Raw genomic sequence first — 13,293 nt, forward strand, 5'->3', positions numbered from 1 at the left:
AAAAAAAACTATTGAACGAAATAAAAAAGATAAAATAATGAAATCAGAAGAAGAGTGGAAAAAGGAGCTGTCTCCTGAGGAATACCATATTCTGAGAGAGAAAGGCACTGAGCGGGCATTTACCGGTAAGTATTGGGACAACCATAAAGAAGGTGTTTACTACTGCGCGGCCTGCCATCAAAAATTATTTGAATCTGACACCAAATTTGAATCTGGTAGCGGATGGCCCAGTTTCTATGAACCTATAGACGACGAAAATGTAGAGATCATTAAAGACACAAGCCTGGGCATGGTAAGGGAGGAAGTAGTTTGCTCCAGATGCGGCGGGCACCTAGGCCATGTGTTTCCCGACGGGCCGGAACCTACAGGCCTTAGATACTGCATCAACTCGGCAGCAATGGACTTTAAAGAAGAAAAATAGAGTAATGAGGGGCTTACAACAGCCCCTTATTCTTTTATATCCGGCCTGACCCATAAATGACTGTACCAATGCCACTTACCATCTGCTGACCGGACAGTGACAGTGTATAGTGTCCTCCGCCTTTTGAGTGGTGCTTTGGCTTTCAGCTTCACTTTCAAAGGACTTTTCTGCACGATCTCGGTCTCACAACTACCACCCTGTACAAAACATTGCAATGATGCTGTGTTTATATCTTCGTTCGTAAAACCCACCGTAAGCTCAGGGGGATTTTGAGCCACCAATACAGAGGCCGGCATTTCACTCTTTATCCGTAGCGGCTCCATCCCGGCCTTTTCAGCAAAACCATTGATAGATGCATAAGCATCAGCCATCGGAAACCTGGGCAGGGCAAAGTAATCACCATGGCTATACATTACTCCGGAATTCTGGGCTGTTGCCGCGACAAAGCCCAGATCCTCTACTGCTTTTTTCATCGACGGATCATATTCACCATAAGGGTATGCAAATACAACAGGCTCCAGATCCAGGTGTTCTTGTATCAATGCCTGCGCCTGGCTGACGTCATCTTTAAACTTTTCGACCCGCTCTTGCTCAGGAATATTCAAAAAATAAGCATGGGAATGGCTATGATTGCCGATCTCCACTCCTTCCTTGGCGATTTGCCGCAGTTCCTCCCAATCAAGATAGCCTCCGCCACCCACAGTTTCCGTGTTCACAAACAGTGTAGCCGGGTACCCGTACTTTCTCAACAGAGGCATCGCTCCGGTCAGAAAAGTATCATACCCGTCATCAATGGTGAGCACTGCCACTTTCTTATTCTCTTTACCCGATTTCAGATATTCCACGGCATCAGAGAGTGTCATTACCGTAAATTCATTGTTTTTGAGGTATTGGAGATGCGCTGCAAAATCATCGATGCTCACATTGGTTGAAGGGTACCTGCTATCTCCGAACCGGTGGTACACAAAGCAAACCACCGACCTGTTGCCCGTTATCGTAATACTGTCAGTTGAGGACTGGGCAGCACTTTCAGATGAACGGGAGTCACACCCTGAAACTATCAACAACAAAAGGAGAACAGATATTAACCTCATCAGCGGCACTTTAAAGGATGATACGATTTTGGGTGTTGTAATAAGAGGGATCGAGTTGCAGGCTGTCATATTGTGTCAGTTTATTCTTTTTCATTACCATATTTAGCCTCGAAACATAGGTATAGCGTAATTCAGAATAATTTTTCAGAAAGTAAGTAAGCTGGTACGGATCCTTGACCTTCAACCGTTGCTGGCGGTAGTTACCATAAGCGTTGGCTCGCGAAAGCGTCAGGAAGTAGTCCCGGATTGAACCTCTCAAATCAGGATATTTACGCAAGAATATGGCTTGGTCTCCCCTGCTCTGAGACGCCATGATCCTGTCCTCGTCAGGGTTATATGACCATACCCCAAAGATATTGTTGGCCTCATTAAAAAACCTGGAGCTTCCCCAGCCGCTTTCTATCGCGGCCTGAGCAAGCACAATGCTTGTAGGGTGCGTGGCCATTCGGTTATATAAATCTTCCGGGCCGTCCGCCTTAAACTCATCCATCTTCGCATCATAAAATACCTTGTCTTCCCCGCTTACGGGTTCTCCATTTTCCATCTTCCATATGATATTACCAATGCGCGCCCTTTCCACAGCCAGATTATGCTTGACCATCAGGATCGAAGGCAGCAGCATATCAATAAACTTTCTCTTCTTCTTTTTGATGGAAAGCCTGCCAAAGTCGATTTTGTTGTCATAAAGCACCGGCCTCACCCACTTTCCCTGTATAGGCCGGATGTCCTCAGGTTTTTCTGCAATAATGAAAGCAGGCTTCATTACCGGGTCAGTACACCCAGCTAAAAAAGCCAACACCAACATAAAACAAACTATTTTATATCCGGACAGTAATTTATAATTATTCAACATTTTCCAAAGTTACATCTCTTTGAGATAATAAAGATGCCAGGGTCATCTTTCCCGATTTCAAAAAACATATTATATCTTCGCATTCTCACAACAAACGCACAAGTTTTGAAGTACGATATTATTGTAATAGGTGCCGGGATAGTAGGTCTCGCTACCGCCCTAAAGATAAAAACAAAAAAACCTGCCCTGAGGTTATTGGTAATCGACAAAGAAGATAAACTGGCAGCCCATCAGACGGGGCACAACAGCGGAGTGATCCACTCAGGGCTCTATTATAAGCCGGGAAGTCTGAAGGCCACCAATTGCATTAACGGATATCACCAGCTTATCGCCTTCTGCGATGAAAACGGGATCGACTATGAGCTTTGCGGAAAAATTGTAGTAGCTACCTCGAAAGAAGAAATCCCTTTGATGCACAACCTGTTCAAAAGAGGTGAGCAGAATGGCCTCACCAATATGAAGCTTCTAAACGCAGATGAACTCAAAGAATATGAACCTCATGTCAATGGCATTGAAGGTATTTTCGTGCCTCAGACCGGTATTGTTGACTACAAGCGCGTAGCACAAAAATACGCTGAACTTATCCTGGAAAAAGACGGAGAGATCAGGCTTGGCGAAAAAGTTACAAACATAACTACCGGGAATGCCGAAACCACGGTAACCACTACAAAAGGCAGCTATGCTACCCGTCTGGTTGTGAATTGCGCAGGGTTGTATTCCGATAAAGTGGCCCGGTTCACCCATCAGAAAATTGATGTTAAGATCATACCGTTCAGGGGTGAATATTATAAATTAAATGAGGATAAGGAAGGACTGGTAAAAAACCTGATCTATCCGGTGCCCGATCCTAATTTCCCGTTTCTTGGAGTACACTTCACACGTATGATGGAAGGTGGCGTTGAGGCCGGCCCTAATGCAGTACTTGCATTTCAGCGGGAAGGCTATAAAAAAAGCGACATAAACTTAAAGGAACTTGGCGAATCACTTGCGTGGCCCGGCTTTCAGAAAGTAGCGATGAAATACTGGAAAACAGGTATGGGTGAAATGTACAGGTCATTTTCAAAAGCCGCCTTCACCAAAGCCCTGCAAAAGTTGCTGCCTGAGATCAGGGAAGAAGACCTGAAACCAGGAGGTGCGGGTGTACGAGCCCAGGCTTGTGACCGCAATGGCGGCCTGATCGACGATTTCCTGATCCTGGAGAATGAGTATGCCGTAAATGTATGTAATGCGCCATCTCCGGCCGCTACTTCCTCACTATCCATTGGAGATACCGTATCAAATCTTGCATTGAAACGTTTTTAATAATTAACCAAAGGCAGATTTAACTATGCTTACCACAAATGAACTTGCACGATACCAGCGCCACCTCACCCTGCCCCAGTTCGGAAAGGCAGGACAGGAAAAACTCAAGGCTTCAAAGGTTTTGGTGGTAGGCTCCGGTGGATTGGGCAGTCCCGTGTTGCTTTACCTTGCTGCTGCCGGTGTAGGCACGCTGGGCATTGCAGACTTTGACCACGTGGACGAAACCAACCTGCAAAGGCAGGTGCTGTTTCAGCAAAGCGATATAGGAAAATCAAAAGCACGCCTTGCTGCTGAAAAACTGAAAGCGCTCAATCCGTACATTGATGTAGAAGTACATGAAACCCGCCTGACCTCTGAAAATGCGCTGGAACTGCTGGAAAATTACGACCTGATCATCGATGGGACTGATAATTTTCCTACAAGGTACCTGGTCAACGACGCCTGCACCATGCTCGACAAGCCTTTTGTATATGGCTCTATTTTCAGGTTTGAAGGCCAGGTGGCAGTATTTAACTATCAAAATGGTCCAACCTACAGAGACCTCTACCCGGAACCACCGGAACCTGAATCTGTACCCAACTGTGCAGAAGGAGGCGTTATAGGCGTGCTCCCGGGCATAATCGGATCCATGCAGGCCAACGAAACTATCAAGGTATTAGCGGAGATCGGTGAGCCACTTTCAGGAAAGATACTTATCTTCGATGCGCTGAGCATGCAAAGCAGGATCATTAAAATTAACCGAAATAAAAATGCTCCCGTAATTGATAAACTCATCGACTATGAAGAGTTTTGTTATGGGCCTAAAAAAACAAAAACCATGAAAGAAATTACTGTACAAGAGCTGAAATCACTTCAGGAGTCGGGCGAAGACTTCCAGTTACTTGATGTTCGTGAACCGCATGAGTATGACATTGCCAATTTGAACGGCGAACTTATCCCGATGCAGCAGGTACCTGAAGCCGGCGATAAAATAGCCAAAGACAAAAAGGTGATCGTACACTGCCGTAGCGGCGCAAGAAGTGCCCAGGCTATCCAGTACTGGGAAAACAAATATGGCCTGGACAACCTTTATAACCTTAAAGGAGGTATACTGGAATGGGCAAGGCAAATTGATCCTGAAATGCAACAATACTAAAATATGGCAAGCAGAAAATCTATTGGAATAATCGGTATGGGCTGGGTTGGCAGTAGCGTTGCCATTTCCATACTCCACGCTGGCATCGCCAATGAGCTACTGCTGCACGATATAAAAACAGAAATTGCGGAAGGAGAAGCTATGGACTTAAGCCATGGCTCCTCTTTCTACCCTACTGCCCGGGTAAGGGCAGCCTCCATCGATGACATGATGAACACGGATGCCATCGTAATTGCGGCAGGCCGTGGCGGAAAACCCGGAGAAACGAGGTTGCAACTGCTGAATGAAAATGTGATCATCGCCCGTGATATAGCCCTCAAGCTCAAAAATTATCAGGGCATAGTAGTGGTGGTTTCTAATCCTGTTGATGTACTTACCTATTTTATCCAAAAATTTTCAGGGCTGCCCGAAGCCCGGGTGATCGGCACGGGAACGATGCTGGACACAGCACGCCTGAAAGAAATCCTCGGCAAGACCCTGGATCTGGATCCCCGCAGTGTTCATGCCCAGGTTGTCGGTGAGCATGGCGACTCAGAAGTAGTACTTTGGTCAGGGGCAACTGTCGGAGGAAAGGAGCTGCGATCGTGGCCAGGCTGGTCTCAGAAAAAAGAAACACTGATCACCGAACAAGTCCGTACGGCTGCTCAGGAAATTATCAAACGAAAAGGAGCTACAAACCATGCCATCGGATTGGTAACGGCTACACTGCTAAAATGGATACTCCGGGGAGAAAGAAGGATCATTACCCTGTCGAGAGTCCAGCCTGATGCGTCTGGGTTGGGGAACGTAGCCATTTCACTTCCTACCATCGTGGGCACCGATGGTGCTACGGAAATCCTGATTCCCAGAATGTCAGATGCTGAACATGAAAAGCTAAATGCCTCAGTCGAAGTTATCAGAAAGGCTATTGCTTCGGTAGATCAGGATTAAGCAGAAAAGCCCTGGCGTCCCCGGCGGTTTGCTCAGGAATTTCTTCCATAGGCACATGTCCTGCGTTTTCATAGATTTTCAAATAGCTTTCAGGAATATCTTCTTCAAACCGGTAGGCGTCCTCCACAGGTATCCATTCATCATGTCTGCCCCACATGATCAGCGTAGGCACGTCTATCTTACCAACATCCTCTGTAGAATAACTATTACCACCAGACCTTGCCCTGTCGATAAAAGCCTGCCGGTTACCTTCCCGTAACGTTAGCTCATAGTACCGCTCCACCAATGCATCCGTGACTTTGTCATCATCAAAATACACCGCTTCCACGTTACTCTCTACAATAAATTTTGGGGTAATATGCCTCAAAAGATGAGAAACCACCGGAACCCTGGCAAGGGTAAAGATGAACGGTGGTGACTCCACGGGATATCCGCTGGCATCCAGCAAGATCAACTTATTAACATACTCCGGATACTCGACGACAAACGACCAGGCTATACCTCCTCCCAGCGAGTTACCAGCCAAATAACAGTGTTTAACTTCAAGGGAGTCTAAAAACTGTTTCAAAAACCGGGTATAAAATTCGATAGTGTAAACGCCTTCAGGGGTAGGCCCGGTAAGTCCAAAGGCAGGCAGGTCAGGCCTGATCACCCTGAAATTTCCTTTCAACTCCTCTGTCCAGCCCTGCCAGGTATGTAATGACGAAGCCGTGCCATGCAGCAATACCAACGGTATACCACTACCTTCATCTTTATAATGCACAGGCATGCCCTCTATCTCAATAAAGCGGCTATTCCTGTCAGCATAATCTTCTTTTAGTTGTTCCGGAGGAATATCATCTTTCCAGAAAAGAATAACGGTATGACAACTGCAGCAAAAAGGGCAAGCAGGGTATTTTTCAGCATAGTTTACTCTGGTAAGGCACTCAAAACTTCCTTTAGGAATCTATTGAAATCGAAGTTACCTCTTTTGGTAAGCCCGAGCCTTACGATCACTGCTTTTTTTGAGGGAATAATAAAAACACGTTGGCCTTCAAAACCATTCATGCTAAAAATATCTGTAGGAGCATCAGGGTACCACCGGTCAGAAGGATTGCCTACGGCTCCGGCATTCATCCAGAAATGTGCCCCGTATTCGCCACGGGACGCACCAGGCGTTGGCGTTGAAGAGTACTTTACCCAGCCTTCCGGAAGGATCCTTTCACCATTCCATACGCCATCATTAAGATAAAGTAAACCAAACCTTGCCCAGTCCCTGGGGGTAGCGTACATGTATGAAGAGCCCACATAAGTGCCTGAAGCATCCGGCTCCATTACAGCGCTGGTCATTCCCAGCTTATTGAACAGCCTTTCGTAAGCAAACTTGTAGTAATCGCCGCCAACACTCTGCCTCACAATCAAAGCCAGTATATTAGATGTTCCGCTGGAATAATACCATTTAGTATCCGGAGGGTAAACCAGTGGGAAGCTGGCTGCAAAAACGCCCATATCAGCCTGCTTAAAAAGCATATTGGTGGCACTGCTGGGGCCTGCATACTCCTCCTCCCACTCCAGCCCGCTGCTCATTCTCAGCAGGTGATCAATAGTTATGGTACCTCTTGGGTCTCCTTCGGTCTTCCATTGCTCTATGGGGGCCGGCTGGTACAAGTGCAGCTTGCCGTCTTTTATCAGCAGGGAGATCAGGGCATTGGTTATACTTTTGGTCATAGACCATCCCATTTGTGGCGTGTTCCGGTCAAACCCTTCGGCGTACTGTTCCCATATCAGCTTACCGTCATGTATGACTACGACAGCCCGTGTGTTTTGAGGGTGTTCTTTGTCTGGCTCCAGGAATGCCTTATCAACAGTAGCCTTTAGAACATCCATGTTGATAGTGCTACTGATACTATCGGGAGTATCTCTGCCCAGAGGCCATTCAAGTGTATCCGAAAGCACGATATTGGAGTCTGACAAGTGATATTCCTGAGACCGCACCGCACTTTCATCGATTTCGGAAATGAGGGTACATCCTAATCCTTTGCGGTAAATGGCTTTTTTAGCAGCCATACCAAAAACTTCTCCATAGGCCGAAGAGTCTGATAAGTCGATACTGAAGGTACCGAGCGAAAGTGGAAAGCTTCCCAGCTCGTTGGTAATGACAGATTCTGTATCCCTGCCGGAGACGTAGACGCAACTACACAGATTTTTTGCCCCATAGCCGCTGATTATAGGAAAAGCACGCCAGGCATAGCTTAGCCCATAAATGACTATTATGACTATAACCAGCAAGAAGAATCTTGTCAGTAGTTTTTTCATCTTAAAAAGATAACCACAATAGAAATTGGATACGGATGTTTAGTCATTTTGTTTCCCCTGCTTTTGCTGTCTGCCCCAATAGTGGTCATCAGCCTGCCCGTCTTCGTCCCAGTCCAGTGTGCCCTCAAACTCTGCCATGTCACCTTCAATGCTGGTGACATAATAAGTAGTACTGCCCTCCTGTGTCATTTCAAGGGTATCACCTTTTACATCCCATGTACCGGTACTCGTCATGATGATGGTATCGTCAAGACCTCTGTATTCCGAAGTGAAGCTCCCATCTTCATTAAAAACTGTTCTTATCGGTTGTATTTGCAGCACTTCTTCCCATTTCCCTTCAGGTACATTTACAACAGAGTCGGACTCTTCTCCCTTAATGGTTACCTTCATCGCCACATTGCGCCATTCGCCCAACATGTCTTCTTTCAGCGTGCTTGTCGTTTTCGTTTCAGGCTCCTGCTCAACAGCCTGTTCACCAGCCTCTTTCCTGTTACCGTCACATGAGAAGATGAAAGCTGCAATAAGTGCTAATGGTAATATCTTATTCATTGCAAAAATATGGTTACATCTTAAATGTAACGTTATGATAGTGTATTTCAAAGTAGTAGCTTACCATTAAATCATGTACTTTTGACGTGGCTATAAAATTCATACATGAACGGTACCAATAGAAAAGACATCAGGCCCGGATTAAAGGTTGCCATAGTGCTAAAAAAAGACCAGCGAACCGGAAAATTAACAGAGGGGATTGTAAAAGACCTGCTGACCAAATCACCAACCCACCATCGTGGCATAAAAGTCAGGCTTCAGGATGGACAAATCGGCCGGGTACAGCAAATCCTTGGAGAAGAATGATGCAGAGGGACTTCATATTGAAGGAACTGGAAAAACTAAACCTCCTGCTTGTCAAATTGATGGGACTAAAGGATGACGGGAGAACCCCCGAAGCCAATGAACTGATCAACAATCATTTTGAGCAGACTTCCGGTCAGCAAATCCATGAGCTTGATAACCTGGAGGACTCTGAAACCATTACATTTCTAAAAGAGGAAAAAAAGCTAAAACCTATAGAATTCAAAGTATTGGCGGAACTCTGTTTTCAGGCCGCTGAGTTCGCCACGCCTCCCTGCTCTGCCAAAAGCATCAACCTATACCGGAAGACCCTGATTATACTGGAACACATAACGGCTATTGAAAAGACCTTTGACTTCGAACGGGAAGAAAGAATAGCGCTGATCAGAACTAAAATCAATGACTGTACAGACTAATCAATATTTTCATTGAAGAACTGTAGAGCGCGACGTTCCATATAATTGAACTCACTGCCTTTCACGGTAAACCCAACATGTCCTCCGTATTCAGGCGATTCAAAATACAGGTGAGTGTGCTTCTCACATTCCTCCTTTGGATAGCAGGCCTCAGGCAAAAACGGATCGTTCCAAGCGTTGACCAAAAGTGTCGGCACCTTAATGTTATACATATATTGATTAGCACTGGCTTTGCTGTAAAAATCCTCAGCATCCTTGAAGCCATGTAGCGGCGCCGTGTAGAGGTTGTCAAAATCAGGAAAATAGCGGATATTATTAAAATCGGTGTATCGCACTTCTTCCGGATACTTTTCAGCCTTTAACCGGATCTTTCGTTCAAGCTTTTTGATGAACCGTTTCCGGTAGAAATCATTATGTTTTCTCGCCAGCTCTTCTACACTCGATGCCAGGTCTACAGGCACAGAAAAGACTGCTCCTCCCCTTACCTGCGGCATAATCTGATCAGTCATCTCTCCCAGATACTTCAGGGTCATGCTTCCTCCCATACTGAACCCCACAAGCACAACGGTAGAATAATCATGCTTTTCTATGGCATAACTTACTACCTGAGCAAGGTCTTCGGTGTCTCCATGGTGATAAAAGCGTGCCTTGTGGTTGATCTCTCCACTGCAACTACGACAGTTCCATGCAAGTGCATCCCAGCCATACCTGTGAAAATACTTGGCCATTCCCTTCATATAAGGCCGGTCGGCGCTCCCTTCCAGGCCATGAGATATGATAATAAGCTTCTCAGACCCCTGGTTCAACCAATCAAGATCCAGAAAATCACCATCTGCAGTAGTCATACGCTCACGTACATATTCCACATCGCTTACCTTGCGGAAAGTGCTGGGGATGACCGTGGCCAGATGGCCATTCCTGAGATAAAAGGGCGGTTTGTATTTTGACTGAACTAAAGGCATAACGAACAATTTAAGCTTCTCGTTAAAGAGAACCGGGAAGTGATCCCCCAAATTGGTGCAAAGATAATGTACACCAGGCTTCCTGATATGTTTTTTACAACAACGGTAACCTGATAACATGAGAGGCGTTAGATTTGTAAAGGAAAAACAGCTAATTGGATGAAACTACACATTAGGAATATGGTATGCCCACGCTGCATTGCGGCTGTCAGGGACTTACTGGAACAGGAAAGCATCAGGTACACATCCGTAACGCTGGGTGAAGTAGTAACTGAATCTAATATCCCTCAAGGCAAGTTAAAGACCATTGACCAGGGTTTGAAACAATTAGGCTTTGAGCTGATCAACAACCGGCAACAACAGAGCATCGAGTCCATTAAAAATATTGTGATCCGCAAAGTACATCATGAAGAAAATGCCCTTCAACAGCAAAAATTTAATTGGTCGGACATTATAGCGGAAACGCTTAATCAGGACTATAAAAGCCTGAGCCGGCTGTTCTCGTCAGTTGAAGGGATCACCATAGAGCAGTACATCATCAAGCAAAAAATTGAAAAGGTAAAAGAGTTGCTCCTGTACGACCAGCTTACCCTTTCTGAAATAGCCTGGAAACTTGGGTATAGCAGCGTTGCCCACCTCAGCGGACAATTCCAAAAAGTAACAGGCATGAGTCCAAGCGCTTTCAAAAAACAATCTCAACCTCACAGGTCATTTATCGATCAGGTATGATTCCGCAGAACTGGACTAAATAAGCAGCCAATGATGTAAAACTCTGCGATAATTCTATAACATAAGTCAATGGGTTTGAGCCGAACTTTGTTATCATAATACAAAGCAAAAATCATGGCTACAAATAACAAACAAACCTATCCGGTGAGTGGTATGAGTTGCGCGGCGTGTGCAGTGAGTGTTGAGTCAACACTCAAAGCCGTAAACGGAGTAAAAGATGCCGGGGTCAATTTTGCCACCCAATCTGCCTGGGTTGAATTTGAAAATGGCAATATCGCACCAGAGGAACTGCAAAATGCCGTTCGCTCAATTGGATACGACCTGATCATAGATACGGAAGACCCTCAGGCACTACAGGAAGAAGCTCAACATAAGAAATACCAGGAGATTAAGCACCGTACGATCTGGTCGTCCATTCTCGCAGTTCCGGTGGTACTCATAGGCATGTTCTTCATGGACCTGCCCTATGGTGAATGGATCTCAATGGCCCTTACCGCCCCCATACTTTTCTATTTCGGAAGAAACTTCTTTATCAACGCTTACAAGCAGGCCACGCACGGTATGGCCAACATGGATACGCTGGTGGCGCTAAGTACAGGAATAGCATTTGCGTTTAGTGTATTCAACACCTTATATCCTGAGTTTTGGGTGTCCAAAGGTCTGGAGGCTCATGTTTATTATGAAGCAGCGGCTGTTATTATTGCCTTTATTTCGCTCGGTAAGTTGCTGGAAGAGCGGGCAAAGTCCAATACCTCCTCGGCGATCAAAAAGCTGATGGGCTTACAGCCTAAAACGGTTATGGTTGTTATTGATGGTAAAGAAACGGAAATTCCCATTTCCTCTGTAAAAACAGGGAACGAAATACTGGTCAGGCCTGGTGAGAAGGTGCCTGTAGACGGTGTAGTGAAAGAGGGCAGTTCTTATGTGGACGAGAGCATGATCACAGGTGAGCCTATTCCCGTGGAGAAGCAAAAAGACGGTAAAGTATTCGCCGGTACGATCAACCAAAAAGGAAGTTTCCGGTTTATTGCAGAAAAGGTCGGCTCAGACACTTTACTGGCCCAGATCATTAAAATGGTACAGGAAGCCCAGGGTAGCAAAGCCCCGGTACAGAAGCTTGTAGACAAGATCGCCGGTATTTTTGTGCCGGTAGTTATGGGCATTTCCATCATCACGTTTGCCGTCTGGATGATTGCCGGGGGTGATGATGCCTTTACGCATGCATTGCTAACCTCAATTACCGTCCTGGTAATAGCCTGTCCGTGTGCATTAGGACTGGCCACTCCTACGGCCATAATGGTCGGCGTAGGCAAAGGTGCCGAAAACAACATCCTCATTAAGGATGCTGAGAGCCTGGAACTGGCCCATAAGGTCAATGCTATAATCCTGGACAAAACCGGGACCATTACGGAGGGCAAACCTGTAGTAACTGACCTCGTTTGGGCAACCCCTGAAACCGGTAAGCTGGCTGCCATCCTCTACACGCTCGAATCACAATCAGAGCACCCGCTGGCAGAAGCAGTGGTGAATAAGCTGAAAGCAGAAAATGTAAAACCTGTTGAAATGACCGGCTTCGACAGTATTACCGGCAAAGGAGTATCTGCAAAGCATAAGGACACCCTGTACCTGATCGGAAACAGAAAATTACTTCAGGAGAATAATATTGCTATGGACCAGCAGTTGATCCATAAGGCTGATGAATGGCAGGCAGAAGCCAAAACCGTGGTTTATTTTGCTGATGAACAGAACCTGCAAGCTGTAATAGCCATTGCAGACCAGATCAAGCCAACCTCCCGCGAAGCCATAGAGCTGCTGCAAAAGAAAGGCATAGATGTCTATATGCTTACCGGAGATAACCACCAGACTGCCACTGCCATAGCCAAACAGATAGGCCTGAAACATTTTGAGTCGGAAGTACTACCTGCTGACAAGGCTGAATTTGTCAAAAAACTTCAGCAAAAAGGACATGTGGTGGCAATGGTTGGTGACGGCATCAATGACTCTCATGCCCTCGCTCAGGCGGATGTAAGTATCGCTATGGGTAAAGGCTCTGATATAGCCATGGATGTAGCCAAAATGACATTGATCACGTCCGACCTCAAATCGGTGCCCAAAGCCCTTAATTTGTCAGGTAAGGTGGTGGCGGGCATTCGTCAAAACCTGTTTTGGGCATTTATATATAATCTGATAGGCATTCCTATTGCTGCAGGTATACTGTACCCCGTAAACGGCTTCCTTCTGGATCCGATGATCGCAGGTGCAGCCATGGCATTAAGTTCTGTATCCGTAGTAAGCAACAGCCTG

The 13,293-nt window shown here is 45.9% G+C and carries 14 protein-coding genes; 8 read left to right on the forward strand and 6 right to left on the reverse strand.

Features of this window, described 5'->3' with window-relative positions; genetic code table 11:
- The first annotated feature begins 10 nt into the window (after positions 1-10).
- Positions 11-421, forward strand: a complete 411-nt coding sequence (gene msrB / locus E1163_RS09105) for a peptide-methionine (R)-S-oxide reductase MsrB (protein ID WP_425482694.1) — start codon at positions 11-13, stop codon at positions 419-421.
- Positions 422-447: 26 nt separating this feature from the next.
- Here the strand turns inward: msrB and E1163_RS09110 are convergent, their stop codons facing one another.
- Positions 448-1,515: a polysaccharide deacetylase family protein gene (locus E1163_RS09110; RefSeq protein ID WP_185156030.1), complete on the reverse strand. Its 1,068-nt coding sequence runs from the start codon at positions 1,513-1,515 to the stop codon at positions 448-450.
- A gap of 10 nt (positions 1,516-1,525) precedes the next feature.
- Positions 1,526-2,320 (reverse strand): glucosaminidase domain-containing protein, encoded by a 795-nt coding sequence (locus E1163_RS09115; RefSeq protein WP_185156031.1) that lies wholly within the window; start codon positions 2,318-2,320, stop codon positions 1,526-1,528.
- 153 nt (positions 2,321-2,473) lie between these two features.
- On the opposite strand from E1163_RS09115, the gene lhgO reads away from it, so the two are divergent.
- From lhgO to E1163_RS09130, 3 genes are read left to right on the forward strand one after another with little or no spacing between them, the layout of a single operon-like run.
- Entirely contained in the window at positions 2,474-3,670 is a 1,197-nt protein-coding gene (gene lhgO, locus E1163_RS09120) for an L-2-hydroxyglutarate oxidase (protein WP_246223584.1), read from the forward strand.
- Between the two features lie 25 nt (positions 3,671-3,695).
- Positions 3,696-4,805: a molybdopterin-synthase adenylyltransferase MoeB gene (gene moeB / locus E1163_RS09125; protein WP_155171131.1), complete on the forward strand. Its 1,110-nt coding sequence runs from the start codon at positions 3,696-3,698 to the stop codon at positions 4,803-4,805.
- A 3-nt stretch (positions 4,806-4,808) separates the two neighbouring features.
- Positions 4,809-5,735: an L-lactate dehydrogenase gene (locus E1163_RS09130; protein ID WP_155171132.1), complete on the forward strand. Its 927-nt coding sequence runs from the start codon at positions 4,809-4,811 to the stop codon at positions 5,733-5,735.
- Here E1163_RS09130 and E1163_RS09135 read toward each other — a convergent pair.
- The 3 genes from E1163_RS09135 to E1163_RS09145 form a co-directional block, all read right to left on the reverse strand.
- Positions 5,710-6,504, reverse strand: a complete 795-nt coding sequence (locus E1163_RS09135; protein ID WP_155171133.1) for an alpha/beta fold hydrolase — start codon at positions 6,502-6,504, stop codon at positions 5,710-5,712. The genes E1163_RS09130 and E1163_RS09135 overlap by 26 nt on opposite strands.
- Before the next feature lie 140 nt (positions 6,505-6,644).
- Entirely contained in the window at positions 6,645-8,030 is a 1,386-nt protein-coding gene (locus E1163_RS09140) for a serine hydrolase domain-containing protein (protein WP_155171134.1), read from the reverse strand.
- A gap of 39 nt (positions 8,031-8,069) precedes the next feature.
- Positions 8,070-8,579, reverse strand: coding sequence for a lipocalin family protein (locus E1163_RS09145; protein WP_155171135.1), 510 nt, complete (start codon positions 8,577-8,579; stop codon positions 8,070-8,072).
- 105 nt (positions 8,580-8,684) lie between these two features.
- On the opposite strand from E1163_RS09145, the gene E1163_RS09150 reads away from it, so the two are divergent.
- Both E1163_RS09150 and E1163_RS09155 read left to right on the forward strand, forming a co-directional pair.
- Complete coding sequence (locus E1163_RS09150) at positions 8,685-8,885, forward strand: YwbE family protein (protein WP_155171136.1); 201 nt, start codon at positions 8,685-8,687, stop codon at positions 8,883-8,885.
- Entirely contained in the window at positions 8,882-9,298 is a 417-nt protein-coding gene (locus tag E1163_RS09155; RefSeq protein WP_155171137.1) for a hypothetical protein, read from the forward strand. The genes E1163_RS09150 and E1163_RS09155 overlap by 4 nt, the downstream gene beginning before the upstream one ends.
- On the opposite strand, the gene E1163_RS09160 is transcribed toward E1163_RS09155, so the two are convergent.
- On the reverse strand, positions 9,295-10,260 hold the full coding sequence (locus E1163_RS09160; protein WP_155171138.1) for a YheT family hydrolase: 966 nt from the start codon (positions 10,258-10,260) through the stop codon (positions 9,295-9,297). The genes E1163_RS09155 and E1163_RS09160 overlap by 4 nt on opposite strands.
- 159 nt (positions 10,261-10,419) lie before the next feature.
- Between E1163_RS09160 and E1163_RS09165 the strand changes: the two genes are divergently transcribed.
- Together E1163_RS09165 and E1163_RS09170 are read left to right on the forward strand one after the other, a co-directional pair.
- Entirely contained in the window at positions 10,420-10,989 is a 570-nt protein-coding gene (locus tag E1163_RS09165) for a helix-turn-helix domain-containing protein (protein ID WP_155171139.1), read from the forward strand.
- A 114-nt stretch (positions 10,990-11,103) separates the two neighbouring features.
- Positions 11,104-13,293: heavy metal translocating P-type ATPase (locus E1163_RS09170; protein WP_155171140.1), on the forward strand; the 2,190-nt coding region annotated here is incomplete at its 3' end.

Source organism: Fulvivirga kasyanovii (assembly GCF_009711405.1).
Lineage (GTDB): Bacteria > Bacteroidota > Bacteroidia > Cytophagales > Cyclobacteriaceae > Fulvivirga > Fulvivirga kasyanovii.

Coding starts and splice junctions, on each gene's coding strand:
- E1163_RS09150 (WP_155171136.1), top strand. CDS start 8,685: ATGAACGGTACCAATAGAAAAGACATCAGGCCCGGATTAAAGGTTGCC.
- E1163_RS09140 (WP_155171134.1), bottom strand. CDS start 8,030: ATGAAAAAACTACTGACAAGATTCTTCTTGCTGGTTATAGTCATAATA.
- E1163_RS09130 (WP_155171132.1), top strand. CDS start 4,809: ATGGCAAGCAGAAAATCTATTGGAATAATCGGTATGGGCTGGGTTGGC.
- E1163_RS09155 (WP_155171137.1), top strand. CDS start 8,882: ATGATGCAGAGGGACTTCATATTGAAGGAACTGGAAAAACTAAACCTC.
- E1163_RS09160 (WP_155171138.1), bottom strand. CDS start 10,260: ATGCCTTTAGTTCAGTCAAAATACAAACCGCCCTTTTATCTCAGGAAT.
- moeB (WP_155171131.1), top strand. CDS start 3,696: ATGCTTACCACAAATGAACTTGCACGATACCAGCGCCACCTCACCCTG.
- E1163_RS09165 (WP_155171139.1), top strand. CDS start 10,420: ATGAAACTACACATTAGGAATATGGTATGCCCACGCTGCATTGCGGCT.
- E1163_RS09135 (WP_155171133.1), bottom strand. CDS start 6,504: ATGCCTGTGCATTATAAAGATGAAGGTAGTGGTATACCGTTGGTATTG.
- E1163_RS09145 (WP_155171135.1), bottom strand. CDS start 8,579: ATGAATAAGATATTACCATTAGCACTTATTGCAGCTTTCATCTTCTCA.
- E1163_RS09115 (WP_185156031.1), bottom strand. CDS start 2,320: ATGTTGGTGTTGGCTTTTTTAGCTGGGTGTACTGACCCGGTAATGAAG.
- E1163_RS09110 (WP_185156030.1), bottom strand. CDS start 1,515: ATGAGGTTAATATCTGTTCTCCTTTTGTTGTTGATAGTTTCAGGGTGT.